Source organism: Streptomyces sp. NPDC006711 (assembly GCF_042869775.1).
Classification (GTDB): Bacteria; Actinomycetota; Actinomycetes; order Streptomycetales; family Streptomycetaceae; genus Streptomyces.
In genome coordinates this window covers 1-24,975 of sequence record NZ_JBIAGO010000014.1, presented here as the reverse complement: position 1 = coordinate 24,975, position 24,975 = coordinate 1, and the positions used below count along the sequence as shown (strand labels likewise).

Annotated in this window: 24 protein-coding genes and 1 pseudogene; 11 read left to right on the top strand and 14 right to left on the bottom strand. The window is 70.4% G+C overall.

Features of this window, described 5'->3' with window-relative positions; translation table 11 throughout:
- Nucleotides 1-18: 18 nt before the first annotated feature.
- Nucleotides 19-1,005 (bottom strand): alpha/beta hydrolase, encoded by a 987-nt coding sequence (locus ACFYM2_RS24835; RefSeq protein ID WP_388839151.1) that lies wholly within the window; start codon nucleotides 1,003-1,005, stop codon nucleotides 19-21.
- A gap of 140 nt (nucleotides 1,006-1,145) precedes the next feature.
- Here ACFYM2_RS24835 and ACFYM2_RS24830 point away from each other — a divergent pair, with 140 nt between their 5' ends.
- On the top strand, nucleotides 1,146-1,736 hold the full coding sequence (locus tag ACFYM2_RS24830; protein ID WP_388459903.1) for a helix-turn-helix domain-containing protein: 591 nt from the start codon (nucleotides 1,146-1,148) through the stop codon (nucleotides 1,734-1,736).
- Nucleotides 1,737-1,776: 40 nt separating this feature from the next.
- Here the strand turns inward: ACFYM2_RS24830 and ACFYM2_RS24825 are convergent, their stop codons facing one another.
- Entirely contained in the window at nucleotides 1,777-4,080 is a 2,304-nt protein-coding gene (locus ACFYM2_RS24825) for a DUF4157 domain-containing protein (protein ID WP_388839148.1), read from the bottom strand.
- A gap of 402 nt (nucleotides 4,081-4,482) precedes the next feature.
- Between ACFYM2_RS24825 and ACFYM2_RS24820 the strand changes: the two genes are divergently transcribed.
- Nucleotides 4,483-5,706, top strand: coding sequence for a phosphodiester glycosidase family protein (locus tag ACFYM2_RS24820; protein ID WP_388839145.1), 1,224 nt, complete (start codon nucleotides 4,483-4,485; stop codon nucleotides 5,704-5,706).
- A 58-nt stretch (nucleotides 5,707-5,764) separates the two neighbouring features.
- On the opposite strand, the gene ACFYM2_RS24815 is transcribed toward ACFYM2_RS24820, so the two are convergent.
- Nucleotides 5,765-6,937, bottom strand: a complete 1,173-nt coding sequence (locus ACFYM2_RS24815; protein WP_388839142.1) for an epoxide hydrolase family protein — start codon at nucleotides 6,935-6,937, stop codon at nucleotides 5,765-5,767.
- Between the two features lie 103 nt (nucleotides 6,938-7,040).
- On the opposite strand from ACFYM2_RS24815, the gene ACFYM2_RS24810 reads away from it, so the two are divergent.
- Nucleotides 7,041-7,604 carry a CGNR zinc finger domain-containing protein gene (locus ACFYM2_RS24810; protein ID WP_388459907.1) on the top strand — a complete coding sequence of 188 codons (564 nt, stop codon included), beginning with the start codon at nucleotides 7,041-7,043 and terminating at the stop codon, nucleotides 7,602-7,604.
- A 94-nt stretch (nucleotides 7,605-7,698) separates the two neighbouring features.
- Here ACFYM2_RS24810 and ACFYM2_RS24805 read toward each other — a convergent pair whose 3' ends face one another.
- Nucleotides 7,699-8,256 (bottom strand): TetR/AcrR family transcriptional regulator, encoded by a 558-nt coding sequence (locus ACFYM2_RS24805; protein WP_388839139.1) that lies wholly within the window; start codon nucleotides 8,254-8,256, stop codon nucleotides 7,699-7,701.
- Between the two features lie 72 nt (nucleotides 8,257-8,328).
- On the opposite strand from ACFYM2_RS24805, the gene ACFYM2_RS24800 reads away from it, so the two are divergent.
- A complete protein-coding gene (locus ACFYM2_RS24800) occupies nucleotides 8,329-9,486 on the top strand; it encodes an FAD-dependent monooxygenase (protein WP_388839136.1) in 1,158 nt (385 codons plus the stop codon).
- A gap of 110 nt (nucleotides 9,487-9,596) precedes the next feature.
- Here ACFYM2_RS24800 and ACFYM2_RS24795 read toward each other — a convergent pair whose 3' ends face one another.
- On the bottom strand, nucleotides 9,597-10,436 hold the full coding sequence (locus tag ACFYM2_RS24795) for an oxidoreductase (protein WP_388839133.1): 840 nt from the start codon (nucleotides 10,434-10,436) through the stop codon (nucleotides 9,597-9,599).
- Nucleotides 10,437-10,498: 62 nt separating this feature from the next.
- A complete protein-coding gene (locus ACFYM2_RS24790; RefSeq protein WP_388839130.1) occupies nucleotides 10,499-11,446 on the bottom strand; it encodes a helix-turn-helix domain-containing protein in 948 nt (315 codons plus the stop codon).
- A 201-nt stretch (nucleotides 11,447-11,647) separates the two neighbouring features.
- Here ACFYM2_RS24790 and ACFYM2_RS24785 point away from each other — a divergent pair, with 201 nt between their 5' ends.
- The 3 genes from ACFYM2_RS24785 (at nucleotide 11,648) to ACFYM2_RS24775 (ending at nucleotide 13,743) form a co-directional block, all read left to right on the top strand.
- Nucleotides 11,648-12,469 carry a MerR family transcriptional regulator gene (locus ACFYM2_RS24785; protein ID WP_388839127.1) on the top strand — a complete coding sequence of 274 codons (822 nt, stop codon included), beginning with the start codon at nucleotides 11,648-11,650 and terminating at the stop codon, nucleotides 12,467-12,469.
- Nucleotides 12,470-12,584: 115 nt separating this feature from the next.
- Nucleotides 12,585-13,223 (top strand): hypothetical protein, encoded by a 639-nt coding sequence (locus ACFYM2_RS24780; RefSeq protein WP_359005296.1) that lies wholly within the window; start codon nucleotides 12,585-12,587, stop codon nucleotides 13,221-13,223.
- 166 nt (nucleotides 13,224-13,389) lie between these two features.
- Nucleotides 13,390-13,743 carry an NTP pyrophosphohydrolase gene (locus ACFYM2_RS24775; RefSeq protein ID WP_359005298.1) on the top strand — a complete coding sequence of 118 codons (354 nt, stop codon included), beginning with the start codon at nucleotides 13,390-13,392 and terminating at the stop codon, nucleotides 13,741-13,743.
- 99 nt (nucleotides 13,744-13,842) lie between these two features.
- Here ACFYM2_RS24775 and ACFYM2_RS24770 read toward each other — a convergent pair whose 3' ends face one another.
- Complete coding sequence (locus ACFYM2_RS24770; RefSeq protein WP_388839124.1) at nucleotides 13,843-14,427, bottom strand: MarR family winged helix-turn-helix transcriptional regulator; 585 nt, start codon at nucleotides 14,425-14,427, stop codon at nucleotides 13,843-13,845.
- Between the two features lie 162 nt (nucleotides 14,428-14,589).
- Here ACFYM2_RS24770 and ACFYM2_RS24765 point away from each other — a divergent pair, with 162 nt between their 5' ends.
- Nucleotides 14,590-15,726 (top strand): NADH:flavin oxidoreductase, encoded by a 1,137-nt coding sequence (locus ACFYM2_RS24765; RefSeq protein ID WP_359005304.1) that lies wholly within the window; start codon nucleotides 14,590-14,592, stop codon nucleotides 15,724-15,726.
- A 181-nt stretch (nucleotides 15,727-15,907) separates the two neighbouring features.
- Here the strand turns inward: ACFYM2_RS24765 and ACFYM2_RS24760 are convergent, their stop codons facing one another.
- From ACFYM2_RS24760 to ACFYM2_RS24745, 4 genes are all read right to left on the bottom strand, one after another.
- A complete protein-coding gene (locus ACFYM2_RS24760) occupies nucleotides 15,908-16,096 on the bottom strand; it encodes a hypothetical protein (RefSeq protein ID WP_350228385.1) in 189 nt (62 codons plus the stop codon).
- A gap of 287 nt (nucleotides 16,097-16,383) precedes the next feature.
- Nucleotides 16,384-17,346, bottom strand: a complete 963-nt coding sequence (locus ACFYM2_RS24755) for an anti-sigma factor RsbA family regulatory protein (protein WP_388839120.1) — start codon at nucleotides 17,344-17,346, stop codon at nucleotides 16,384-16,386.
- Nucleotides 17,343-18,179, bottom strand: a complete 837-nt coding sequence (locus ACFYM2_RS24750; RefSeq protein ID WP_388839117.1) for an MEDS domain-containing protein — start codon at nucleotides 18,177-18,179, stop codon at nucleotides 17,343-17,345. The genes ACFYM2_RS24755 and ACFYM2_RS24750 overlap by 4 nt, the downstream gene beginning before the upstream one ends.
- Before the next feature lie 153 nt (nucleotides 18,180-18,332).
- Entirely contained in the window at nucleotides 18,333-18,926 is a 594-nt protein-coding gene (locus ACFYM2_RS24745) for a TetR/AcrR family transcriptional regulator (protein ID WP_388459916.1), read from the bottom strand.
- Nucleotides 18,927-19,068: 142 nt separating this feature from the next.
- On the opposite strand from ACFYM2_RS24745, the gene ACFYM2_RS24740 reads away from it, so the two are divergent.
- Nucleotides 19,069-20,670, top strand: coding sequence for a carboxylesterase/lipase family protein (locus tag ACFYM2_RS24740; protein ID WP_388839114.1), 1,602 nt, complete (start codon nucleotides 19,069-19,071; stop codon nucleotides 20,668-20,670).
- A 21-nt stretch (nucleotides 20,671-20,691) separates the two neighbouring features.
- Here the strand turns inward: ACFYM2_RS24740 and ACFYM2_RS24735 are convergent, their stop codons facing one another.
- The 3 genes and pseudogenes from ACFYM2_RS24735 to ACFYM2_RS24725 all read right to left on the bottom strand — a co-directional run bounded on the left by ACFYM2_RS24735 (nucleotide 20,692) and on the right by ACFYM2_RS24725 (nucleotide 22,924).
- Nucleotides 20,692-21,282, bottom strand: coding sequence for a dihydrofolate reductase family protein (locus ACFYM2_RS24735; RefSeq protein WP_388839111.1), 591 nt, complete (start codon nucleotides 21,280-21,282; stop codon nucleotides 20,692-20,694).
- Between the two features lie 388 nt (nucleotides 21,283-21,670).
- A pseudogene (locus ACFYM2_RS24730) lies at nucleotides 21,671-22,150 on the bottom strand (HIT family protein).
- 189 nt (nucleotides 22,151-22,339) lie between these two features.
- Nucleotides 22,340-22,924, bottom strand: coding sequence for a TetR/AcrR family transcriptional regulator (locus ACFYM2_RS24725; RefSeq protein WP_388839108.1), 585 nt, complete (start codon nucleotides 22,922-22,924; stop codon nucleotides 22,340-22,342).
- Nucleotides 22,925-23,191: 267 nt separating this feature from the next.
- On the opposite strand from ACFYM2_RS24725, the gene ACFYM2_RS24720 reads away from it, so the two are divergent.
- Both ACFYM2_RS24720 and ACFYM2_RS24715 read left to right on the top strand, forming a co-directional pair.
- Nucleotides 23,192-24,148, top strand: coding sequence for an alpha/beta fold hydrolase (locus ACFYM2_RS24720; RefSeq protein ID WP_388839105.1), 957 nt, complete (start codon nucleotides 23,192-23,194; stop codon nucleotides 24,146-24,148).
- Nucleotides 24,149-24,336: 188 nt separating this feature from the next.
- A complete protein-coding gene (locus ACFYM2_RS24715) occupies nucleotides 24,337-24,777 on the top strand; it encodes a VOC family protein (RefSeq protein ID WP_359005330.1) in 441 nt (146 codons plus the stop codon).
- Nucleotides 24,778-24,975: the final 198 nt, after the last annotated feature.

Genomic DNA, 24,975 nt, shown 5'->3' with positions numbered 1-24,975 from the left:
CCGAGGCCGGGCAAGTCGTCAGTCCTGAAGGGTGGCGAGCCAGTCGGTCAGGAGACCGTTGACCTCGTCGGGGCGTTCCTGCTGGATCCAGTGACCGCAGTCCTCCAGGATGTGGGAGGCCGACAGGCCGGGGAGGGTGGTGGGGTAGGCGTCGATGGCATCGGACATCCAGGTGGTGGAGGCGTCCTTGGCGCCGCCGATGAACAGGGACGGTTGCTTGATGGGTGCGCCGCGGTATGGGGCGAGGTCCGCCCAGTCGCGGTCCATGGCGCGGTAGCGGTTGAGTGCGCCGGTCATGCCGGTGCGCTCGAACTCCCCGGCGTAGACGTCGAGATCGTCCTCGGTCAGCCAGGAGGGGAGGGCGGACGCGGGAAAGCGGTCACGCAGCCGGCCGCCGTGGGTGACGAAGTGCGGGTCGGGCGCGTCATCGGCGGGCATGGTGTCGGCCGACATTGAGGCGTAGAAGCCCGCGAGCCAGCCCCGGACGTCCGGCTCGATCTCTGCCTCGGCGCGGCCGGGCTCCTGGAAGTAGGAGACGTAGAACTCCTGCCCGGGGCCTCCGATCCGGCCGAAAACGTCCGTGGGGCGGGGGCCACCGGGCGGCGCGTAGGGGACGCTCAGGAGGGCGACCGCGCGGAAGACCTCGGGGTGGAGCAATGCCGAGGTCGCCGCGGTGTTGGCGCCCCAGTCGTGGCCGACGACCACCGCGTTCTCCTCCCCCAGGGCGCGCACGACGGCGACGTTGTCCGCCACCAGGTCGAGCATCCGGTAGGCGTCACGGTCGGCGGGCCTGGAGGAGCGGCCGTAGCCGCGCACGTCGACGGCCGCCGCCCGGTATCCGGCCGCGGCCAGGGCCGGGAGCTGGTGGCGCCAGGAGTACCAGGACTCGGGGAAACCGTGCAGGAGCAGGACCAGCGGGCCGCTGCCCTGCTCGACCAGATGCAGGCGCCCGGCCGGGGCCTCGATGGTGCGATGGCGGGCGGCGGTGGACGGCTCGGGGCGCATGGACGTCTCCTCGGTTCGACTCGGACGCGGCTACCCGTCGATCATGAGGCGTGGCACCCGTTCCGTGCGACCGGTCTTGCCAAGCTGGCAAACTCGCAGGACACAGGGGCGGACCTGGGTGACCGAAGGGAGTGGGGGCGGTGGCTGTCGACGACGTGCCCGGCATGCTGGCGGCGATGGGGCCCAGGCTGCGGGCCGCCCGTGAGCGGTGCGGCGCCACACTCACCGCCGTCAGCTGTGCGACCGGCATCTCGCCGAGCACGCTGTCGCGGATCGAGACCGGCCGGCGCGGGCCCACCCTGGAGGTGGTGCTGCGTCTGGCGAAGGAGTACGGCGTTTCCCTCGACGAACTCGCCGGCATCGAACCCGCCCCGGGAGCGGGGCCTCGTCGCACGGCGAGGCCGCTGAGCTTCGGCGACGACAAGGCGGTGCTGCCGCTCACTCGGTATGTCGGCGGCCTGCACGCCCACAAGCACGTCCTGGCCGCCGTCGAGGATCCGCCCGCGCGGCCCCGGCAGGTCTCCCACGAGGGCTACGAATGGCTGTGTGTCCTGTACGGGCGGCTGTGGCTCGCGCTCGGCGGCCAGGATCTCGTCCTGGCCGCCGGGGACGTCGCCGAGTTCGACACCCGCACCCCGCACGCGGTGGCGAACGCCGGCCCGGGCGGTCCCGTCGAGTACCTGATCATGTTCGGTCCCCAGGGCGAACGCCCCCGACTGCGCACCGGCTGAGGGCAGTCGGCCCCGTCGTCGGGGCCGGGACGCGCGGGCCTCAGACGACGCAGTTGGCGTTGAAGCGCGCCTTCAGTTCCTCGATCCGGGTGGGCACAGCCGCGATACCGCTCTGGAGATCCTGGACGAGCAGGGTCTTCTCCCGGCCCTGCGGGTTGCGGGCCACCCGTGCGAGCAGGTCGGTGATGCCCTGGGCGAGACGCACCATGTCGTTCTGGATGCCAGCGGCGGCGTTCAAAGCGTTGGCGTACTTGAGCTCCAGTTCGTCCGTCACCATCTGAGTGTCGTCGTTCTGGAGGTTCCGGAGGCCCTGCATGCTGAGTTCGAGCTGTTGGCGATGGTGGTCCACCGTGGACCCGAGGGCCTTGAGGGAGTCCGTCAGCGCGGTCATCGTGACGTCCGCCTGACCCGCGTACTGGTCCTTGATGTCGTAGGGGACGCCGAAGTTCTGGGCGATGTCCATGACTTCGTGCAGCGTGTGGTACGCGAGCGCCGTGGTGTGGTCGAAGTCCAGCCGCCAGAAGGCGAAGATCCCCCAGGCCACCGCCGCGATCTCGCGCTTGGTGCCGCCGGCCGCCTGGGCGAGCTTGAACATGCGGGCCGCCGTGAAGGACTGCCCGGCCCACACCGGCACCCGGTGGGCCCGGGCGAACTTGGTGGTGTCGGAGTGTTCGTTCCGGGTGGAGGGGTGTTCCTTCATCTCCCCTGGCTTGCGCAGATTGGGCACCAGGTTCTGGCCGCGGTCGGTCGTTTCGATCCGGGCGCCCGTCACGGGATTGATACCGGCCGTGCTCTGGATGTCCTGTCCCCCGACCTCCGCCAGCTGGTCGGTTCCCATGGTCCGGGGGAAGTGCCGGGCCGGACCGAAGTACTCCATCAAGTCGTGGAGCACCATGATTTTGTCCCGGAACGAATGCTTCTCCGGGTCGCGCAGGACCGCCTGGATACCACCGCCCACCTCGGGCAGCTGGGTCGCCAGCCTCTCAAGTGGCTGGCCGGGCTGGAACTTGGGGTCGATGCCGTGCGTCTGGCTGAAATAGGTCAGGTACGCGCCGAAGGGCTTGCCGGCCTTCTCGGGGTCGTGGACCTCGTTGCCCGTCGCCGGGTCGATCACCAGCGGCTGGGACTTCAGGTGGGCCACGCCGGTGGTGAGCTCTTCCTCCATCACGGCCCGCTGTTCCGCTGTGAGGTTCGCCTTCAGGCTGTCGGTGGCGGAGTTGACGCGCAGCAGCAGGGAGTTGAGGAACATCTCGACGTCCGGGCTGGTCTTCACCCCGTGCGCCCGCTGCTTCTCCTCCCTGCGCTTGTCCTTGGCGTAGACCCAGCCCATCAGGCCCCGGGCCAGCTCCTCCACATTGTTGACCTGGATGTCACGGTTCTTGGCGCCGAAATCGGGATGCTTGCCGACCTCCACCTTGAGGACCGGGTGCATGCCCTTCATCGTGCGCGGTTCCACGATGGCCTTGCGCAACTGCGCCGTGATCCGCTGCCGCTCCGCGTGGAAGCTCGCCTGCTCGTCCGGCTGGAACTTCGCGCCGATCTCGGAGTCCATCTCCGTGAGGATCTGGTTCACCTTGGCGTCCAGCATGGCCGCCTTCTGGCTGTCGTCGGCGGTCGCCGTCGCGGCCTTGTACTCCTGCGAAACGTCGTTCCCGTTGATGACGAGCGCGCGCTGAACCACGCCCGGGCCCGTGTCCCCGGCCCCCGCGTCATCGGGGCCGGCCGCCCGCTGGACGGGTGCCTCGCCGCTGAGCGCGCGCGTCGCGTTGGCCTCGGCTTCGCGCTCGAAGCGGTCGGAAGGGTCGGAGACCTTGAGGCCGGAACCGTTGTCGGTGCCCGCGACGGGCCCTTGACGCTGCTGGATGACGTGGGTCAGCTCATGCGCCAGGGTGTGGCGGTCGGCTCCGCCCTCACCGACGACGACGTGGCTGCCGGAGGTGTAGGCGCGGGCGCCGACCTCCGCCGCCGAAGCCTTCGCGGCGCTGTCGTTGTGGATGCGTACGTCGGAGAAGTCCGCGCCGAGCCGGGCCTCCATGTCCGTACGTATTGAGGAGTCGAGGGGGCTGCCCGAGCTGCGCAGCACGTCGTGCACAGCCGAGCGCTGGACGGGCGCGGCCTGCTCGGTCTGCTGGTGTCCGCAGCCCGCCCCGTGCTGGTGCTGCTCCTGGGCCCAGGAGTGGCCGGCCTGGCGAAGCATCTGGACGACCGCGGCGTTGCCCGCACCGGCCTGCAACGCCATCAGCCCCGTGGACGCCCGCTCCGGTGCGGCGTCTTGGCGCTGGGGCTGGCGAAGCCGGTCGTCGGCCGTCCGCGCGGGCCCGTCCTGGGACTGCCTGGTGGTCACACACTTCCCCTTCGATGAACCGGGATGAACCGGGCGGCCAACGCCCCCTGTCGCCCGGCGCCTTGGTCCGCCCCTGCGGGGTGTCCCCCACAGCCCGCCACCCAGAGTAGCCGGGTACCCAGTATCAACCATCCCGCCAACGCAAAACCCGACGCTCCTCCCCCAACGACACCACCCCCACCGCGGAGCTGCGTTTGTCCTACGAGATGAGGTGTCCGGGCTGGTCGCACGGTCGCCGATGACGACAACGCCCCATCCACGCCGGTCTGCGCGCAGTTGGCCCATCGCACACCGAACCGGTGCGGTCCGCAGGGCAGGGGGGCCCGCGCCATGCGAGTGGTGTCGGCCAGATGTGCGTCGCGGCGGTGGTCATCGGGGCGGGGGCGGCGGGATGTTGGGCGCATGAGTCGTGTTCGCGTCGCTGCCGTCGTCCTTCTGGTCTCCCTGCTCTTCTGCGCCGCCCCCACCACGCAGGCCGCCCCTCAGCGTGGCGCGGGGGCAACCGAACGCGTCGCCCCGGGCATCGAGTACCGGGCGTTCACCCTTCCCACCGCGCACGGTCCGATCCGGATCCATGTGCTGACCGTCGATCTCCACCATCCGGGGGTGCGGGCCGGCTTGCTGTACGCCGGCGCCGTAGCCGACCGGGCGCCCGTGTCCGTCATGGCCGACCGCCAAGGAGCCGTCGCCGCGGTCAACGGGGACTTCTTCGACATCACCGAGGAACAACATCCTGGCGTCACCGCCACCGGAGCCGCATCCGGCGCCGCCGTACTCGCCGGACGGCCACTCAAAGCGGCGGTCCCCGACGCCCAGCGCTTCGGCGGCTCCCTGCCCCCCGGCGACAGCGGTGAGGACGTCTTCGGGGTCGGCACCGACGGCCGGGCCCGCACCGCGCGCCTGAGCCTTCTCGGTCAACTGCGCACCCCGCACGCCACGTTGCCGGTGCGCGGCCTCAATCAATACGCGCTCCCCGAGGGGTCGATCGGTCTGTTCACCCCTCAGTGGGGCAGCACCTCGCGCGCCCGCGCCGTCTGCGGAACGGATCACGACCGGGGGGCGCCCTGCACCCACGACACCTTCGAGGTGACCATCCGTCACGGGCGCGTCACCGGTACGAGCACCGGCGCCGGCCAGGGGCCGATCCCGCCCGGGACCCTGGTCGTCCTCGGCCGCGAGGGCGGCGCGCAGGCGCTGCGCTCCCTCGCCCCCGGCACGCCGGTCGACGTCGACTACCGTCTCGCGTCCACCAGCCCCGTCCCGTTCACCTTCGCCCTCGGCGCCTACCCCCTGCTCAGAGACCACCAGCCCCTGCCCGGCCTCGACGCCGTCACCACCAATCCCCGTACGGCGGTCGGCATCGCACACCACGGCCATGTGCTGCGTCTGATCGCCACCGACGGCCGCGAGTCGACGGCCACGGGACTCACACTCGCCGAACTAGCCGACGTTCTGCGGGACTTGGACTGCGCGGAAGGCGCCTACGTGGATGGCGGCGCCTCCACGACCCTCGTCACCCGCGACCCCATGACCGGGCACGCGACCGTACGCAACACCCTCGACCAGAACCTGGAACGCCGCGTGCCGAACGGCATCGCGCTGTACAGCCGCCGGGACCGGCCCTGACGGAGCGGATCCGAACGTCGCGCTGCCCAGCGTGCCACGCCCACCTCGCTCCCCTCGCTCACCGATGGGCCGCCAGCACGGCCGCAAGGCCCTCCCGCAGGTCCTTGACGAAGTACTCGGGCACCTCAAGCGAGGGGAAGTGTCCCCCGGTGTCGGGCGACGCCCACCTGACGATCCGCCGATACCGCTGCGCCGCCCAGGGCCATGGGCACTTCTCGATGTCGCGGGGGTACATGGTGATCGCTGACGGAACGTCGACGCGCAGCTCGGGGTCCAGTGAGTTGTGGCTCTCGTAATAGATGCGGGCCGCCGACGCGCCCGTCCGCGTCAGCCAGTACAGGGTGACGTCGTCGAGAACCCTGTCCATCGACATCCTCTCGAACGGGCTGTCCTCGGTGTCCGACCACTCGGCGAACTTGTCGAGGATCCAGGCGAGGAGTCCCACCGGGGAGTCGACGAGCGAGTAGCCGATGGTCTGCGGACGCGTCGCCTGCTGCTTCGCGTATGCCGCCCGGTGTCGCCAGAAATGGCGGGTGTCCTCGGTCCACTGGCGCTCGGTCGCCGTCAACCCGTCCGTCGTCAACCCGGGTGGCCCTTCCGCGGACGTGGTGTGGATGCCGAGCACGTGTTCCGGGAACCTGCCGCCGAGGACGGTCGTGATGTTGCCGCCCCAATCGCCGCCGTGGGCAAGGAACTTGTCGTAGCCGAGCCGTCCCATCAGCCGCACCCACGCGGCCGCGATCCTCTCGGTTCCCCACCCGGTTGCGGACGGCTTGTCGCTGTATCCGAATCCGGGCAGCGACGGAACGACGACGTGGAACGCCGGCGCGTCCGCGTCTTGCGGATCCGCGAGCTCATCCACCACATCGACGAACTCGGCGACGCTCCCCGGCCAGCCGTGCGTCAGCAGCAGAGGGGTGGCATCCGCACGCGTCGATCGCCGGTGCAGGAAGTGGATGCCCAGATCATCGATGCTCGTCCGGAACTGGCCGATCCCATGGAGGCGCGCCTCGAACGCCCGCCAGTCATAGCCGGTGCGCCAGTAGTTCACGACCTCGACGAGGTCGGCGAGCGGAACACCCTGATCCCAACGGCCGGGGCCGGGCGCTGCACGGTGGACCGTCTCGGCCTCCGGCAGGCGCGCCGCGGTCAGTCGCGCCCGCAGATCGTCGAGGTCGGCGTCGGTCGCGTGGGCTTCAAATGCTTGTACGTCGCTGGTCGGACGGGGCATGAGACCTCCTGGCCTTCGCGGAACCGGCCGCGATCCAGAGCGAACCGGCTAAGACGGTTCTAACAGTTCTCCGGCGGCCGCCGCAACCGGCTAAGGTGGTTCCATGTGTGCTGCCTTCCCCGATTTCCGCCTCGGCAAGGTGCTGGCCACCAGCTTCACGGGGACTCTGTCGGAGCGTCATGGCGACGCCGTGGAGCGCATTCCCACGCCGGGGCGACTGGTCGACTGGCTGGCAGTGAGCGGCCTGGCCGTGGACTCCTGCACCCCTGCCCAGCTCGCCCTGGCCCGGGAGCTGAGGGAGTCGATTCACGCGGCGGCAACGGCGGCCGCCCTCCAGGAAGCCCTTCCCCCGACTGCCGTCCACGTCATCAACGACCGCAGCGTCCAGGGCCGGGCAGCGGCGATCCTCGCGCCACAGGGTCAGCGACGATGGCAGTTGAGCTCGGCGTCCCGCGTGGAGGACGCCCTCGGCGTGATCGCGGCCGACGCGATCGACATCCTCGCGGGCGAACGGGACGGGAGACTGGCCCTGTGCGCGTCACCGTCGTGCCGAGCCGCCTTCTTCGACACCAGCCAGAGCCGCACCCGCAAGTGGTGCGACATGAACACGTGCGGGAACCGCCAGAAGAAGGCGCGCTTCAACGCCGCCCAGCGCAAAGGCCTTTGAGGTCACCGCGTGAGCCTCTGAGGTGACCGCGTCCGGGCGCCGGTTCGCCAAAAGGCACCCGCCGCTCGGGCCAGAACCTCGGGCAACCGGGTCCTCAACGTAGGGCAGCGGCAACGATGCCTTCAAGAGACTCGCGCGGCACTTCGCCGCCGCTCACCAGCCGGTCGAAGACCAGTCCGTCGACGCACATCAGCAGGGTGTGCGTACGGTCTTCGACATCCGGCACGCCCTGACCGGCGAGGAACTGCCGGACGGCCTCGCGGCCGGCGTTCTGGCGGGGGACGAGGATCTCGCGCAGCTCGGGGTCGCGGACGCTCTCGACAGCGCAGGCGTAACGGGCGAGCGTGCGGCGGCGGCCCTCTCCGGTGAGTCGCTGCCGACTGAGCAGCGCCATGCCGTCCACCAGTTCCCCGGCGGTGCGGATGGGCGGAAGAGCCTCGGCCGTCGTTCGCAGCTCTGCCTGGTCGAGTTGGACAAGGCGGGTGACGAGTCCGGTGAGCAGCGCGGCCCGAGTGCGAAAGTACGCCGACGTGGTGCCGGGCGGCAGAGCCGCTTTGCGGTCGACCGCCCGGTGGGTCAGGCCGCGGATCCCTTCGTCGGCGAGTACGTCGAGAGCCGCGTCCGCGAGGAGGGTGCGCCGTTCCGAAGCCATGGCTCCTTTCTACACCTGTAGAGCCTCAGGTAGGGTCACTTTCTACGGATGTAGAAGAACGGGGGCTTCGGCATGGGCAGCACGGCAGTAGTGGTCGGAGGGGGCATCGGCGGGCTGGCCGCCGCGATCGGCCTGCGCCGCATCGGATGGGAGGTGCGGATCGTCGAGCGTGCGGCCGTGCTTCAGGACGCGGGGGCCGGCATCTCACTGGCCGCCAACGGGCTGCGGGCACTGGACGAACTCGGCGTCGGCAAGGCGGTACGGGATGCCTCGCGAGGCCAGTACAGCGGCGGCACCCGTACGCCGGCGGGGAGTTGGCTGGCCCGGATGGACGGCGCGGTGCTGGAGAAGGCGGTGGGGACGCCGATCATGGGTATCCCTCGCTCCACCTTGCACCGGCTGCTGCGTGAGGCGTTGCCCGTCGAGACACTGCTGATCGGCTCCGAGGCCGACTCGGTCCGGCAGACCGGCCCCGGGACCGTTCGCGTCGGCTGCGGCGACACGATCCTGGAAGCCGATCTGGTGGTGGCGGCCGACGGCGTCGGAAGCAAGGTGCGCGGCCTTCTCTTCCCGGCCCACCCCGGCCCGGTCTACAGCGGCTCCACGGTGCTGCGCGCCGTCACCGAGCAGACGGCCGAACTGCGCACCGACTTCGAGCTGACCTGGGGGCAGGGGGCCGAGTTCGGGCACCTCGCCTTCCGTGACGGGCGGGCCGAATGGCACGCCGTCCTCAACCTGCCCGCCGGGACGCGGTTCACCGACCCGCTGGCCGAACTGCGTCGAAGGTTCCGTGACTGGCACGATCCGATCCCCGCACTGTTGGACGCGACCCGGACCGCCGCCGTGCTGCACCACGATGTCAATGAAATCCGCACTCCCCTCCCCTCGTACGCCGTCGGCCGGATCGCGCTGCTCGGCGACGCGGCACATGCGATGACCCCCAACCTCGGACAGGGTGCCTGCCAGGCGCTGGAGGACGCGGTCACCTTGGCCGCCGCGCTCGCCACCGAGCCCACCGTCGAATCGGCGCTCGCCCGCTACGACGCCGAGCGCCGCCCACGCAGCCAGGCGGTCGCCCGAGCCGCGCGACAGGCCGGGCGGATGGGCCAGCAACTCTCCCACCCCCTGGCCGTCACCCTGCGCAACACGGCGATGCGGCTGACACCCTCCCGCGCCGCGACACGTATGATCCTTCGCCATCACGCCTGGGTCCCACCACAGTTGCCCTAGCGCCCTCGGGGCGCGCGTCCCGCTTGCGGTCGGTCGCACGCGTGATCCGACGGCGTGCTGCGCTCAGCCGAACCGGGCCGCGCACGCCCACGTCACACCGCGACCGCTGCTCACTTCACGATCGGCTCCGGCGGGAAGTCGGCGCTCAGCGTCACCTCCCGGCAGGCTTCGAATGTGGTCCTCAACGAGTCCAGCTTGGCGGTGGCGATGTCGTACGCGGCCTTGCCCAACAGCAGGCGCGGCGGGGGCTTTTCGGCCGAGACGGCGTCGATGACGGCCTGGGCGGCGCGTGCCGGGTCTCCCGGCTGGTGGCCGTAGGTGGCCAACGTGGAGGTCCGGCGCGCGCCGGCGATGGTCGCGTAATCGTCGATGGTGGTGGCGGACTGGCGCATGGAGGGCCCGGACCAGTTGGTGCGGAACGCCGCGGGTTCGACGATCATCACGTCGACGCCCAGAGGGGCGACCTCGGCGGTAAGTGACTCCGAGAGTCCTTCCACGGCGAACTTGGTCGCGTGGTAGTAACCGGTGGCGCCGAAGCCGACCAGGCCCCCGAGTGAGGAGATGTTGACGATGTGTCCGGCGCGGCGGGCGCGCATTCCCGGCAGGACCGCCTTCGTGGTGGCGATCAAGCCGAAGACATTGGTGTCGAACAGCGCACGGACCTCGTCGTCCTCACCCTCTTCGACGGCGGCGAGGTAGCCGTAACCGGCATTGTTCACCAGTACGTCGATCCGCCCGAAGGCGTCCTCGGCCTGGCGTACCGCCTTCGTGATCTGCTCGGGGTCGGTGACGTCCAGTGCCAGAGCGATGGCGCGTTCCTCGTGTCCGGCGACCACGTCGGCGACCGTGCCCGGGTCCCGGGCGGTGACCACCGCCCGCCAACCGCGTTCCAGCACGGCCAGGGCGAGCGCTCGCCCCAGGCCGGAGGAGCAGCCGGTGATGAACCACACAGGGGGTGCAGGGGTCGCAGAAGATGCAGGGGATGCAGAGGATGCAAGGGATTCACGGGAGTTCATGGGGGGCTGGGCCTTTCATCTTGGGTGTCTAGCGCGTGTGTCATGTCTTGTGCCTGTGCGGCGACTTGCGTGCGTGCCGCGCCTCGTATGTGTGTCGCGACTTGCGCGTGTGTCGCGTCGTGCGTGTCCTGGAGACCGGTGAGGGAGGAGCCACCCAGCAGGGCCAGCGACTGCTCGGCGGCGCTGCCTGGTTCGGCTCGGTAGACGACCAGGTGCTGGCCGGGTGCGCTGTTGACGGAGAAGGTTTCGAACCCCAGGGTGAGTTCGCCGACCACCGGATGGCGGAAGCGCTTGGCCGAGGCCGTCTTGGCCCGTACCTCATGGCGTGCCCACATGCGCGCGAAGTCGGGGCTGCGCACTGACAGTTCGCCCACCAGTTCCCACAACCGCTGATCATCGGGACCGGGATTGCCGGCCCGCAGCGCGGCCACGCATCCCTGCGCCACGACGTCCCAGTCGCGGTAGAAGTCCCGGGCGGCGGGGTTGAGGAACATCCCCGTGATCAGGCTGCACTCGTCGCCGAGCCAGGAGAACAGCGCCTCGCCCAGCGCGTTGACGGCCAGCAGGTCGAGGTGGCGGCCATAGACCAGAGCCGGTGTGTCGGCCCAGGTGTCGAGCAGGGAGATGAGCTGCGGCCCGGCGTACTCGCGGGCGGGCCTGGGGCGTCCGGACCTCGGCGGATCGACTAGCGCGCGCAGATAGGCCGCTTCCTCGTCCTTCAGCAGCAGGGCGCTCGCCAGGGCGCGCAGTACCTGGGGCGACGGGTTGCGCTCACGTCCCTGTTCCAACCGTACGTAGTAGTCGGTGCTCACCCCGGCGAGGACCGCGACCTCCTCGCGTCGCAGACCGGGAGTACGGCGAACCCCTGTGGGCATCCCGTGGTCCTCGGGACGCACCAGTGCCCGCCGCGCCCGCAGGAACTCGCTCAGCCGTTTCGTGTGCATGCCGACCAACGTAAGGGCGTACGCCGCCGGGTGGGTGGTCCTGCCCCACCCACCCGGCGGCGCGTGACGAGCTGTCCCCGACCGAAACCGCGCACGTCATCGGCTGTAGCTTGACCTCGCCCCAAGGGCAGCCCCGACGATTGATCCGGAGCCGCACGAGAGGCGCGGCTCCTACTGAACCGGAACAGGACACCCTTCCGTATGCCAGATGATCTGCTGCTGTCCAGCGGCGAGTTCGCGCGCCGTTCCCGGCTGTCGCCCAAGGCGTTGCGTCTGTACGAGCAGCTGGGCCTGCTGGTTCCGTACGAGGTCGACGGGGCGAACCGTTATCGCCGCTACCGGGCCGGGCGGCTGGCCGACGCGCGCCTGATCGTGTGGCTGCGTCGCCTGGACATGCCCTTGGCCGACGTGGCCCGTGTGCTGGCGGCACCTGCCGCCGAGCGCGCCGGGTACGTGAGCGCCTACTGGGAGGCAGCCGAGGCGCGGTTCGCCGCCCAGCGGCACCTCGCGGCACACGTACGGGATCTGGTGTCCGGCAACGAAGGAGGCTTCGCCATGACAGGTACCGTCAACACCCGTGACCTTCCTGCCCAGTTGGTGCTGTCCGAGCAGCGCCACATCACCCCGGAAGAGCTGCCGGGCTGGATCGGCGCGGCGATGGACCGGCTGGGCGCCGTCGCGGAAGCGGTCGGTGGCCCGGCCGGTCCGCCGTTCGTGGTCTACCACGGCGAGGTCAACCATGACAGCGACGGACCGGTGGAGGTCTGCGTCCCCGTCGACGCGGCCTCGGCCGGCCGGCTGACCGCTCCGACCCGCCAGGAGCCCGCGCACCGCGAGGCCTACGTCCGCATCACGAAGGCACAGGTCGCGTTTCCGCAGATCCTTTCCGCCTTCGAGACGGTCGCCCAGTGGCTCAAGGAGCGGGGCCTGCCCGTGTCGTCGGCCCCGCGCGAGGTGTACTTCACCGACTGGACGAGCGCCGGGCCCGACGACGAGGTCTGCGACATCGCGTTCCCGATGTGACGGGAGAGGCGGCCGGCCCGGGTCGGCCGTCGGTGTGCGCCCGGCGGCCCACCTGGTGCCGAGGGCACCTAACCCGCGCGCGAGTCACAGGGGACTGGATGTTTATGCTGCCCCAATGCCTGAAGTGAACCTGAAGAAGTCGCAGGACCAGACCGTGGACAAGAGTGCCTATGTCCTGTTCACGCTGGTCGTGATGGGGGTCGGCTGGATCGTCGCGGCCGTCAACACCGGGATTTCCTACCTCGCGTTGGGCATGGACGTCATCCCGATCGTCACCGGTTTCATCGGGTGCCTCGTATTCCTGATCCTCCTGCGCTTCCTCCACTGCGCGTGGTGGCTCGCCTTCTGTTCCGCCGTTCCCGCGTTGTTCGTCCTGGTGGGTTCGGTCCAGTACGCCCCCGAGGCCACACTCGACAGCCGAGGTGTGCGGGAAACGGTCCGCGTCACGGCCGACAGCGCCGCGACCGAGGGTGGCTCGGACCACCACTTCACCCTCGTCGGACAGTCGGGCCGGCTCAAGGAGACACTGGACTCCGGCGAGGACCGTCCGAAGTGGCATGTGGGTGACCGGGTCGACGTCATACATGACCCGAAGGGCGTCATACCGATCGAGGTGGCATCCGACGTGGACCCGGACAACCGGCTCGGCTCACTCATCATGGGTGTCGTCGGATGGACGGGCATCACCCTGCTCGCCGGCCGGCGCGGTTTCGTACGGCGCAGCGCGGGCCGGCGTCCCGTCTTCGAGGACTGAGCCCGTCGGGTCGCGATGGCGGGTGCGGTGGCAGTGGCGCTACGGCGGGGCGCGCGGCCGACGCGGCATGGCAGAATCACGGCCCGTGCTCAGAACGGCGACCCGCGTCACACGCGATGGGGACGCTCGTGACGCGCGATGGGGACCGAGGCGTCCGGGAGGCGACATGAGTGAGCGTCCGCTGCTGATCGTCGATGCCGCGAACGTGGTCGGGTCGGTGCCCGACGGGTGGTGGCGCGACCGCAAGGGCGCCGCCGAGCGGCTGCGGGACCGGCTGGCCGGGCGGGACGCGGGCGAGGAGGTGGTCCTCGTCGTCGAGGGCGCCGCCCGGGGTGTCGAGTCCGTGCCCGGGGTGCGGGTCGAGTCCGCGACCGGCAGCGGGGACGACCTCATCGTCGAGCTCGCCGCCGCCCGCGCCGGCCGGCCCTGCACCGTCGTGACCGCCGACCGGGCGTTGCGCGAACGCGTGCGGGCCCACGGCGCCGAGTGCGTCGGTCCTCGTACGGTACGACCCGCCTGACACCGACGCGCGTGGCGCGAGCGGCACGCTGAGGTCAGGCGTCAGGCGTCAGGCCCTCGGCGTCTTCCGCGCACGACGGCGGTTGCGGCTTCTACGTGCTCACGGCGCGGGTTCGCGCGGCGCCGTATGACTGTCGGTGCGGGTGCGGTCGTGGACGCCATCGGGGGTGCGGTCGGGGACGCCGTCTGGGGTGCCTTCGGGGATGCCGGCTTCCTCCGTACGCGGCCAGTACCGCCCTTCAAGGGCTTCGGCGCTGCGGTTGAGCCGGACCAGGACGTCCGCCAGCTCGCGTATCTCCTCGGGGGACCAGTCCGCGACGATCCGCGCCAGGCAGGACCGGTTGACCTCACGGTCCTCGGCGAGCCGGCGCCCGCCCTCGCCGGTGATGCGCAACTTGCGGGCCACGCCGCCGTCCGGGTCCGCCACCCGTTCGGCGAGTCCGCAGCGCAGCAGCGCGGCCGTCTGGCGGTTCACGGTCGAGGTGTCGAGCCCGAAGGCTTCCGCCAACTGCCCGATGGACATGGGGCCTTCGGTGTCGATCCGGCTGAGCAGCAGGTACGCCGACCGCTCGAGGCGGTCGGGGTCACGCTCGCGCCGGGCGAGCACCTGGCAGCGCGAGAGCAGCATCAGCTCTCGCTCCAGCTTCTCCAGCACCACGCCTCCCACCCGTTTCCGTCGCCTCATTATCGCCGACCCGTCCAACGTCGCGGTGAGCCCCCTTCCGAGTGGAACGGCGGGGCGCCCGACCCGGCGTGACGAGCGTCGCAATATGCATGATACACAGCATGTGTACTATGCATTTCTCGTCGCGTCCCGACGCGCCACCGCACCCCCCGGAGGACCCGCATGACCGGCATCACCCCGCCCACCGCCTCCCGCGCGGCCGAGCTCCTGGCCCGGCCCATCACACTGAACGGCCTGACCGTCCCCAACCGCATCGCGATGGCCCCCATGACGCGGATGTTCTCCCCCGGCGGTGTGCCGGGCGAGGACGTGCGGGCGTACTACGCCAGCCGGGCCGCCGCGGGTGTGGGTCTGATCGTCACTGAGGGCACCTACGTGGGGCACGACTCCGCCGGGCAGAGCGACCGGGTGCCCCGCTTCCACGGTGAGGACCAGCTGGCGGGGTGGGCCGAGGTCGCCGCGGCCGTACACGAGGCCGGCGGCACGATCGTGCCCCAGCTGTGGCACATAGGCATGGTCCGCAAGCAGGGCGAGGCGCCGTTCGCCGACGCGCCCGCCGTCGGCCCCTCGGGCATTCGCGTCGACGGTACCGAGGGGACCGGCAAGGCGATGACCAGCGCCGACCTCGACGACGTCATCGGCGCGTTCGCCGACGCCGCGGCGGCTGCCGAGCGCATCGGCTTCGACGGCGTCGAACTGCACGGCGCGCACGGCTACTTGCTCGACCAGTTCCTGTGGGAGCGCACCAACCGCCGCACCGACGCCTACGGCGGTGACGCGGTGGCCCGTACGAAGTTCGCCGCCGAGATCGTGAGGGCGGTCCGCGAGCGCGTCTCGCCCGGCTTCCCGGTGATCTTCCGTTACTCGCAGTGGAAGCAGGAGGCCTACGACGCCCGCCTCGCGCAAACACCGGAGGAGCTGGAAGCCATCCTGGCCCCGCTGGCGGACGCGGGCGTGGACGTGTTCCACGCCTCCACCCGGCGTTACTGGCTCCCGGAGTTCGACGGCTCGGACCTGAACCTGGCGGGCTGGACCAAGAAGCTCACCGGCCGGCCGACCATCACCGTGGGCTCCGTCGGCCTGGTCGGCGGCGACTTCCTCCGCTCGTTCGCCGGCGAGGGCTCGGACCTCGGCGACATCAACAATCTCCTGGACCGCCTGGAGCGCGACGAGTTCGACATGGTCGCCGTCGGACGGGCGCTCCTCCAGGACCCGCAGTGGGCCGCGAAGGTCCTCGGCAACCGCTTCGACGAACTGCGGCCGTACGACCCGGCCGCGCTCAAGTCGCTCAGCCGGTAGCAGGGCAGCGCGGGTTGGGGGCGGGACGCGGGGTGTCCCCCTCCGGCCCACTGCGACGAGCAAGCAGCGACCTCCCCGCACTCGACGGCCCCCTGCTCCATTCCACGGGGGCCGTCTCGTGTTGAACCCGTGCGCGGAGCACGCTGGCCACTCCCCCGGTGGTCCTTGATGAGGTCGCCCGTCAGGCGGGCTCGGCCGTCTGCATGAGGCGCTGGAAGGCCGCCATGCACGGCAGGCAGTGGTGGTCGGTCTGGGTGTCCTCGACCGGGTCGAGCGGCTGGCCGCACAGGGTGGCCCGCTGGCCGTGGGCAACGACGTGCCACACCCGGCGGGTGCCGGCTATGGCCGTGCCGACGTGCATTTCGTACATGACGGTCCTCCTCCAGGAGAGAGCACTCCACACCACCACCCCAGGAGCGCCGACGCCGCCCGGGCGGGCGTTCGGGTGAATCGGCGCGCAGCGGCGTACGAGCGGGGCCGGCCTCCTGGTCGCCGGCGCGCGCGGCAGCTCGTACTGCGGCCGTTTCAAGCAGCACATCGGATCAGTCAGGGCCGGAAGGGCACTCGGTGCCGTTCAGTGAGCCACCGGCACGACACGAACAGCCCACGCCTCGCGCGGGGGCCCTCGACGTCAACTCCCGTGTCGGCCAAACCCGTTCACTGCGGGATGTCCGTGTGGAGGCGGATCGTGGTGCCCTGTTCGCGGGTGGAGCGGATCTCCATCAGGTCGCACAGCTGGTGGGCGAGGAAGAGGCCGCGGCCTCCTGGCTGATCCGCGCGGGGGCGGGTGCGGCCGGCCAGCACGTCGGGGATGTAGCCCGCGTCGTGGAACTCGCACAGGAACGTCGCGTCCTGCTTCCACGTCCGCAAGGTTCCCTGCCCGCCACCGTGCCGCACGCTGTTCGTGGCGATCTCGGTGACGGCCACCGCCAGTCGGGGCAGCCGGTCCTCGGGCACCCCCGCGTCCGCCGCGCACTGCGACACCTTCGACCGCACGGCCGACAGGTCACCGCGCCTGTAGACCAGCTCCTGGAAGGGATCGCACGCCGCGGCCAGCTCGTCGAACTCGTAACGGTCGAGCCCCAGGAACCCCTCGTTCGGCACGGACCGCCCGTCCTGGTGGATGCCAGGGTGGCACCGCGAGACGGACTCCAGGGCGTTCTGGTCGTCGTCGGCCGCGTCGTAGGGGCACAGCATCGACCACGCCGAGCTGCGCGCGAAGGCCCGGTTGAGAAGCCACTCGTGATAGCGCAGCTCGGAGAGGTGTGCGGCACTGCGTGCCTGGCGCCATGCCATCTCGCCGATGCCGCGTACCGGCCGGCCCCCATCGCCGCGCTCGCTCATCCAGGCCGTCCAGGCGTCGATGAGCCGACCAGGGTTGGATCCGACCGAGGAGGCGTCGACGAACGTGACAGCGGACTCATCCGGGAGTTCTTCACGCAGGAGTGAAGCCTTCTCCTCCGGGACGGCGACGATGATCGCCTCCTCTGCCTCCAGAGCCTCCCGGATGAAGCCCAGAGTGCCGGCCAGGAACTGCTCGTCACCACGGTAGGGATAGAGCTCGTGGCGGAAGCCCGGCTCGGGCCCGGCGGACGCCGTCGAGGACGAAGAGACGCTCATGCGCTCATCACCACCCTGAGGTCGGCCCCCGCGTAGCCGGCGAGTTCCCAGCACAGGCGCACCGTGTCGTTGGCGCCCTCCACCAGGACACGGTGGTCCGGGATACGGCGCACCGTGTCCACGAGGGCCCGCATCCCTGCCGCGTCGATGAGTTCGAGCGCGTCAAAGCAGAGCCTCAGCATCGGCGCACGCAGCACCGCCGCGCGCAATGCCGCGCTGAACGCCGGCGCGCCCTCCGCGTCGATCACTCCGTCCACACTCCAAGTGTCGGCGCCCGTGCTGAACATCCGGAATGCCGGATGCACAGCACGTGTGCCCACCTCGTGCGGGTGCACGCCTGTCACATGTTCCAGCGTAGTCCCGTCCCACTGTGCGGGCCGCAGGGCGCAGACCACGATCGCCCCGCTTTCGGACGCGAACTGGTCCAGTCGCAGCTCCTGGTCCAGCAGCTCCTCCACGCCGTCGTGCGCCGTAATGGGTCTTCGCTCGGCGAGAACGCGTACGGACCGGAAGCCCTCGCGCTCCGCCGTACGCGCCTCACGGCGTACCGCCGCCAGGACGGAGTCGGCGCCCGCGGTCTCCGAGCGGTCGAGCACGACCGAGGAGGACGGCACGCCCTCACGCGAGACGTGGAAGGTGTCGCCGTGACCGCCGACGACGACGATCTTGTCGCCGTAGAGGGCTCCGTCCGCCACGAAAGCCCGTACGTCGGTCAGGAGCGACGCGGCTGGGTCCATGCGCCAGCAGACGTGGTCGCCCAGCTCGACCTCGTCCAGTGTCGCCCTTACCCGTGCGGCCCGCACCTGGCCCCCTTCCAGCAGTCGTCCCGCCATGGGGCGGAGTATGCGCTGACGGATGAGCCTAGCCGAGTGACAACGGACTCGGATCAGGAGACTCCGCGTGGGCGTGCGCGGGTATGCTCCCAGGCCGGCCGGTGGAGGACCGCACCACATGGTCGTGATCACCTCGCCCCGCGAGAACGGGACTCAGAGGAACAGCCGATCGAGGTGGTGGTCGATCGCGGCACGCGCCTCGTCGGGCTCGGTCACGCCCAGTTCGAGCAGGGTGGAAAAGCCCGTGAGGGCGAGAAGGAGATGGGTCTCGATCACCGGATCGCGGTCCGGCGCGATGTGCCCGTCATTGATCGCCTGGCGGATCAACTCCTCGACGAGCAGCCGCCCTTGGGCCATTCCCTCGCGCGCCCTGGCGTGGAAGTTCTCGTTGTGCAGGGCCTCCAGCACGAAGAGGGCGCTCATGCGGCTGGTCGCTCGGGCGTCGGCACGCAGGGGCAGCATCTCGGTGAGCATCACGCGGAGTACGTCGCGCGGGTGCGGCCGCTCGCCCAGTTCCCGCACGCCGCGCCCGACACGTAGGGAAGTCTGCTCGGAGGCGAAGTCCATGGCGAAGGAGAGCATCGCCTCCCGTGAGGCGAAATAGTGCTGCAACTGGCCGTGGGACATGCCGGCCTCGCGGGCGACCTCCCGTACGGACAGATGCGCGACGCCGCGCTGCTCCACCACCCGCCACAGCGCCCGGGCGATTTCCTCGCGGCGTTCACGATGGTCCACTTGTTTGGGCATCTTCGCCTTCTCTGCGGGGACTGTCGCGTCGCGTCTGTGTCTGCGAGGCCTGCGGGGGGGGGCCTCTTTTTTCCCATACGATTGACATAATACATCTGGCCGACAACCCTGGAGGTCCGAGCGGCGGAAGGAAGCAGCCACCATGTCCGGACAGCCGAGTGTGCGTACCACCGAGGGCGTCGTCGCAGGTCTGTGGAAGCACGGCCAGGCGGAGTTCCGCGGGATTCCCTACGCCCAGCCTCCAGTGGGCAGGCTCCGCTTCCTCGCGCCTGCCCCTCCCCCGCGCTGGGAAGGAACACGCCAGGCCGTGGAGTTCGGGCCCCGGGTACCGCAGTCCATGCCGGACTTCGGCCCGGCCATCGCAGCCCCGGCGGGCGCCACGGACTGGCTGACGCTCAACGTCCGCACCCCGGATCCGGGCGCGGCGGGGCTGCCGGTGCTGGTGTGGATCCACGGCGGCGCCTACATCGCGGGGAGCTCCGACGACCCGATGTACGACCCGACCGCCCTCACCGAAGCGGGACTCGTCGTGGTGAGCCTCAACTACCGCGTGGGAGCCGAGGGTTTCGCACTCCTGGAGGGCGCCCCCGCCAACCGGGGCTTCCTCGACCAGATCGCCGCGCTGCGGTGGGTGCGGCGCAACATAGCTGCGTTCGGGGGAGATCCCGATCGGGTCACCGTGGCCGGGCAGTCGGCGGGTGCGGGATCGATCGCGGCCCTGCTGACGATGGAGGAGACGCGAGGACTGTTCCGGCGGGCGATCACCCACTCCGTACCGGGGTGGCACTGCTCGCGTGAGCTGGCCGAGGAGGTCTCGACCGCGCTCGCCGGCCGGCTCGGCACCGTACCCACCGCTGCGGCGCTCGCGGACGTCGACCCCTGGAGTCTGGCCTCAGCGCTCACCTCACTCGGCGCCGAGCTTTCCGGCCATCGCGAGCGGTGGGGACGCCTCTCCCGGACCGGCGTCGCGATGTGCCCCGTCATCGACGGCGACCTACTCCGCGAGACGCCCTGGTCCGCGCTGAACGGCGGCCGGGCGGGCGGCACCGAACTCCTCGTCGGGCACACCCGGGACGAATTCCGGCTGTTCACCGTCATGACCGGGCGGTCGGGCACGATCACCGACGAGGACGCCCGTACGGCACTGGATCTGTTCGCCCCGGACCCGGGTGGCGCGGACGCCTACCGCGCCGCCCAACCGCAGGCCTCCTCGGAAGCGCTGTTCGAGTGGGTGTACGGCGATGCGCTCTTCCGCATGCCTTCCGTGCTGCTGGCCGAGGCGAATGCCGCAGCCGGCGGCACCTCGTTCCTGTTCGAGCTCCGGTTCGGCTCCCCCGCCCAGGGAGGCATCCTGGGTGCTTGCCACAGTCTCGACGTCCCGCTGGCCTTCGGCGCCCTGGACAGTCCCACCGGCAGACAGCTGTGCGGTGACCCGGCCATCCCCGAGGCGGTGGCGGTGTCACGGCAACTCCGGCAGGCCTGGGCGGCGTTCGCCCACACCGGCGACCCGGGCTGGGCCGCCTACGAGCCGGGCCGCCGGCTCACGCGCCTCGTGGACGCCGAGCCGGAAACCGCGCCCTACCCCGAGCAGGTCTCCCGCCGGATCTGGGAGGGACACGCACCATTGCCCTTCGATCTCGTACGAGGGGTACGGGCGTCCGGACGAGACCTGGGCGCCGCCCTTCCAGGGGCCGGGACGGGAGGCACGGGGCCCGAGCGGGACCCGGACTCAAAGGCGCGGTGAGGTGCGCGACGCGGAACGTTCTCACCCTCCCGTGGACTCCTGGGGCCGGCGCACCCGGTAGCGGAGATGGGTGACATCCCGGTCCTCGAGCCGACGGACGAGTTCGAGTTCGATGTGATCGCTGCCCAGGTGGTCGAAGAGCCGACGTCCCTCGCCGAGGAGGACCGGAATCAGGTGGATCTCCATCTCGTCCAGCTGCCCGGCGCGGAGCAGCGCTTGAGCCGCCCCCGCTCCGTGCACCATGGCCGGCCGGTCCTTCGCGGCCGCGCGGGCCTGCCGGGCGCACTCCTCGACGTCCGTGACGAAGCGGGCGTGGCCGGGTGGCACGTCCCCTTCATCCACCTGATGGGTGAGTACGAAGATCGGCACTCCGTCGTGGTGGTTGCCCTGCCAGCGCCCGGCGAGTTCGAAGGTGCGACGGCCGGAGATCAACGCGCCGGTCGCGAGCGCTTCGCGGTAGATCTGGCCACTCGGGCCGTCGGACTCCCGGTCGTCGAGCCAGTTGAAGAGCCGCCCGCCCTTGCGTCCGAGCTCCTGCCCTGCCCTGTCGTCCGGGCCGGCGATGAAACCGTCGAGCGACATCGACATGTAGAGCCGAATGGGGTGGTGCATCCTGGCCTCCCTCTCGTCCGTGCCGCCGGGGGCCGGCGCTTCCTGCTCCACCGCCGGGGCGCTTGTCACAGGGAAGACTTCAGGCAACCGCCAAAATCATCGGCCCGCCGCGCCGGTGCGGCCCCAGGCCGGAATCAGTCCCGTGAGCCGGGGCCCCGCATCGGGCGACGCGGGGGCGCCACCGCCCCGCCAGCGGTGCCGACGCCGGCCCCCAACTGGTCGTACCGCGACCAACTGCCCGCATTGAGACCAGCTGGCCACGCTTGCCCACGCTCGGCCCCCGCACACCGCCCGGGACGCCAACCGGCCGACCGACCGGCCATTCGACTGAACGTCGCCGACCTCCGGAACCGCGCGCTGACGGCGGGACGGCTCTCACGCTCAACTCTCATGGCAGCACACCTAGTTGGTCGAGTTCACTGCCGATCGCATCCCGCAACGCGTCGTGCTGCGGGCCGAGTCCGAACTGCTCGTCGGTCCACCGTTCGCGCGGATAGAGCCAGACGGGCTTTCCTACCGCATGGGCAGGCTCCCACTAGTATCTCGGCCAGACGTGCGCGTGCAAGAACGGGTCCGTGTTCCCCAAGATCTCCAGATTGACCCTGCGGGAATCCGGGTCCAGCCGCCGACAGACTCGCTCGACCGCTTCACCAAGCCGATCCATGTCGGACAGGAACGACAGCCGCTTCGCCCTGGGCAGGTCCGACAGCCGTTGCACCGCCGGCTCGTCCACGAGCAGTACGGAGTAGCCAGGCAGGAATTGAACGTCTCCGATCACCGCGAATCCCGACGCCAGTCGCCGTAGAACGGTCGGATTCTCGCCCCGCAGCGCGGCCCCGATCCGGTCCGCCTGCCAGTCACCAGTCACAGTCATCGCCAACGCCTACCATTCCGGTGGCGCGCAGGCCGTGCGGTCCGCGACGGCCCCCGGGAAACTCGTCTGCGGGCGCGACGTTCCGCCCTGGATGTGGTCGCGGCAGACCATTCCGCCGGACTCACAGTGGTGCGGCCCGGCCACGTCCTGCCGCCCTCCGCTCCGACGGGTCGTCCCGGATCGCTACACGCGCGGCGCCTGTGTCAGCGCGTCCAGGGTCACGCCCACGACGGCTCGGAGCTGTGCCGGGGTCGCGCCGGCTCTGCTCATGACGGCGAGGGACTGGTTCACGGCCGCCACGTGTACGGCAAAGGCCTCGGCGTCCCGGTCGGGCAGCCGGCCGGCCAACAACGCGGCGCGCAGGCGCAGGCGCTGGAGGCCGAGCGCCTTCTTCGTGTGTGCCGCGACACTCGGACTCAGCACTGGAATCGCCATGGCCGACTGGGCGACCAGGCATCCGTCAGGCAGTTCGGGATCGGCGATGCGCTCGAGGGTGACGTCGAAGAACGCACGCACGGCAGCAACAGGATCCCGAGCCGCACGCGAGAGCGCGGCGTCGTACCTCTCGCCATAGCGCGTGACGTAGAGATCCAGACAACGCAGGAAAAGCGTGTCCTTGTCGCCGAAGGACGAGTAGAGGGAACTGCGGTTCAGGCCCGTTGCCCGAGACAGGTCGTCCAATGAGGTGTCCGCGTAACCCTCGCGCCAGAACTGGGCCATCGCGGCGTCGAGCACCGTGCCCATGTCGAACTGCTTCTTGCCTGCCACGCGGTGGGTGCCTCCCTGTCGATGCGTCGGCGATTCACGTCGCGATGTGCGTCACGTCGCGCGTCGCGATGCGCGCTGCGTTGTATATCGCGTTGCACGCCATCCTATCTTGAACTGGTCGGTTCAAGATGCGCTAGCCTTCAGGCGTGGTCATGGCCAGACCTGCCCCGCACTTCCCGGCCATGCGAGAAACGCAACCGCGCGCCGCCCCGGTCGGCATCGTCAGCCGTACCGCCCCGTCCGCACACCTGCCACCGAGGAGCCCCCGTGACCGGCCAGGCGAACAGCACCACGCACATCGGCGAAAGCAACCCCATACCCGACTTGCCCCTGCGGCATCTCGCCGGGTTCACGCACCGCTGGGTCGAAACGGACGGCGTCCGCGTTCATGCCGTCGAAGGCGGAAAAGCGGACGGCCCGACCGTCGTACTGCTCGCCGGATTCCCGCAAACCTGGTGGGCCTGGCGCAAGGTGATGCCCGGCCTCGCCCATCGGTTCCACGTCATAGCGGTCGACCTGCCGGGTCAGGGCCACTCCGAACGTCCGGAGCGCGGGTACGACACACACACGGTCGCGGCGCTGGTCCACTCCGCCGTGCGGGCCCTTCGAGTGTCCGTTTACTCCCTGGTCGCCCACGACATCGGCGCCTGGGTCGCCTTCTCCCTCGCCCTCACCTTCGAGAGCCACCTGCACAAGGTCGCTCTGCTCGACGCCGGCATTCCGGGCATCACGCTTCCGGAGTCGATTCCCACCGACCCGGACCGAGCGTGGAAGACCTGGCATTTCGCGTTCCACATCGTGCCCGACCTGCCCGAAGCCCTGCTCGCCGGCCGCGAACGCGAGTACGTCGGCTGGTTCTTGAAGATGAAGGCCTTGTCTCCCGGCGCGTTCGACGACGCCGAGCTCGACCACTACGCGGCGTCCATCGCCGCCGACGGCGGCCTGCGCTCATCCCTGGCGTACTACCGCGACGCCGCGGAATCAGCGCGCAAGAACCGCGACGCGCTGAACGAGCGGCACCTGACCGTGCCCATTCTCGCGATCTCCAGCAGTCACGGCTCGATACCGGACATGGGTGGCTCCATCAGCCCCTGGGCCGACAACGTCACCAGTGTCGTCATTCCCGACGCCGGACACTTCATCCCCGACGAACAGCCCGAAGCCGTCGCCGCCGCGATAGCGGACTTCCTCGGGGCGCGGGGCAGGCCGACCGAGGGCGACTGATCCCGGTACCGCTGCGCCACAGCGTCCTGCTCGCCCCCGCGAGCTGAGCGGCGCGTACGTTGCCGTGAATTGCCGCCGACCGGTGTACTTCAACCGCGTGACATCGTCAGACGCGTACGGTGACGGACGGCTTGCGGTGTTCGGTGGTCCAAGGTCGCGGGCGAACAGGAGAGACAGGGGATATCGGCATGGCGATTCAGCGGATGGACAACGTCGGCATCGTCGTCGACGACATGGAGGCGGCGATCGCGTTCTTCGTGGAACTCGGTATGGAACTGGAGGGCAGGGCCGAGGTCCAGGGGCCCTTCGCCGACCAGTGCACCGGCCTGGAGGGCGTCCACTGTGACATCGCGATGGTCCGGACGCCGGACGGTCACAGCCGGATCGAGCTGGCGAAGTATCGGACCCCAACGGTGATCACCTCCGGGCCTCGCGACCGGCCGCACAACACCCTGGGCACGCACCGCGTCATGTTCGCGGTCGACGACATCGAGGACACCGTTGCCCGCCTGCGCCCCCACGGCGCCCAACTCGTGGGCCGGATCGCCCAGTTCGAGGACAGCTACCTGCTCTGCTACCTTCGCGGGCCTGCAGGCATCATCGTCGGACTGGCCGAGCAGCTGCGCTGAAGTGCGGTGGGGGCCAGCTCGGCCTCCTCCTGCTCATGCGATCAGTCGGTCTCCCGACCCGGCGCGGCCCGGGAGGCGGCCTAGGGGGTGTCTGGTGGACCACGGCCGGGGGCGCGGCGTCTGGCACGGCACCTCGCGGCGTTGCCGAATCGCCCCGATAGCTCCGCTATCGAGACGCTCCGGCGCCTTGCGATGCAC

Excerpts from the sequence above, each read along its gene's own strand:
- ACFYM2_RS24835 (WP_388839151.1), bottom strand. The coding sequence starts at position 1,005 with ATGCGCCCCGAGCCGTCCACCGCCGCCCGCCATCGCACCATCGAGGCC.
- ACFYM2_RS24820 (WP_388839145.1), top strand. The coding sequence starts at position 4,483 with ATGAGTCGTGTTCGCGTCGCTGCCGTCGTCCTTCTGGTCTCCCTGCTC.
- ACFYM2_RS24815 (WP_388839142.1), bottom strand. The coding sequence starts at position 6,937 with ATGCCCCGTCCGACCAGCGACGTACAAGCATTTGAAGCCCACGCGACC.
- ACFYM2_RS24810 (WP_388459907.1), top strand. The coding sequence starts at position 7,041 with ATGTGTGCTGCCTTCCCCGATTTCCGCCTCGGCAAGGTGCTGGCCACC.
- ACFYM2_RS24805 (WP_388839139.1), bottom strand. The coding sequence starts at position 8,256 with ATGGCTTCGGAACGGCGCACCCTCCTCGCGGACGCGGCTCTCGACGTA.
- ACFYM2_RS24800 (WP_388839136.1), top strand. The coding sequence starts at position 8,329 with ATGGGCAGCACGGCAGTAGTGGTCGGAGGGGGCATCGGCGGGCTGGCC.
- ACFYM2_RS24790 (WP_388839130.1), bottom strand. The coding sequence starts at position 11,446 with ATGCACACGAAACGGCTGAGCGAGTTCCTGCGGGCGCGGCGGGCACTG.
- ACFYM2_RS24785 (WP_388839127.1), top strand. The coding sequence starts at position 11,648 with ATGCCAGATGATCTGCTGCTGTCCAGCGGCGAGTTCGCGCGCCGTTCC.
- ACFYM2_RS24780 (WP_359005296.1), top strand. The coding sequence starts at position 12,585 with ATGCCTGAAGTGAACCTGAAGAAGTCGCAGGACCAGACCGTGGACAAG.
- ACFYM2_RS24775 (WP_359005298.1), top strand. The coding sequence starts at position 13,390 with ATGAGTGAGCGTCCGCTGCTGATCGTCGATGCCGCGAACGTGGTCGGG.
- ACFYM2_RS24770 (WP_388839124.1), bottom strand. The coding sequence starts at position 14,427 with ATGAGGCGACGGAAACGGGTGGGAGGCGTGGTGCTGGAGAAGCTGGAG.
- ACFYM2_RS24765 (WP_359005304.1), top strand. The coding sequence starts at position 14,590 with ATGACCGGCATCACCCCGCCCACCGCCTCCCGCGCGGCCGAGCTCCTG.
- ACFYM2_RS24760 (WP_350228385.1), bottom strand. The coding sequence starts at position 16,096 with ATGTACGAAATGCACGTCGGCACGGCCATAGCCGGCACCCGCCGGGTG.
- ACFYM2_RS24755 (WP_388839120.1), bottom strand. The coding sequence starts at position 17,346 with ATGAGCGTCTCTTCGTCCTCGACGGCGTCCGCCGGGCCCGAGCCGGGC.
- ACFYM2_RS24750 (WP_388839117.1), bottom strand. The coding sequence starts at position 18,179 with ATGGCGGGACGACTGCTGGAAGGGGGCCAGGTGCGGGCCGCACGGGTA.
- ACFYM2_RS24745 (WP_388459916.1), bottom strand. The coding sequence starts at position 18,926 with ATGCCCAAACAAGTGGACCATCGTGAACGCCGCGAGGAAATCGCCCGG.
- ACFYM2_RS24740 (WP_388839114.1), top strand. The coding sequence starts at position 19,069 with ATGTCCGGACAGCCGAGTGTGCGTACCACCGAGGGCGTCGTCGCAGGT.
- ACFYM2_RS24735 (WP_388839111.1), bottom strand. The coding sequence starts at position 21,282 with ATGCACCACCCCATTCGGCTCTACATGTCGATGTCGCTCGACGGTTTC.
- ACFYM2_RS24715 (WP_359005330.1), top strand. The coding sequence starts at position 24,337 with ATGGCGATTCAGCGGATGGACAACGTCGGCATCGTCGTCGACGACATG.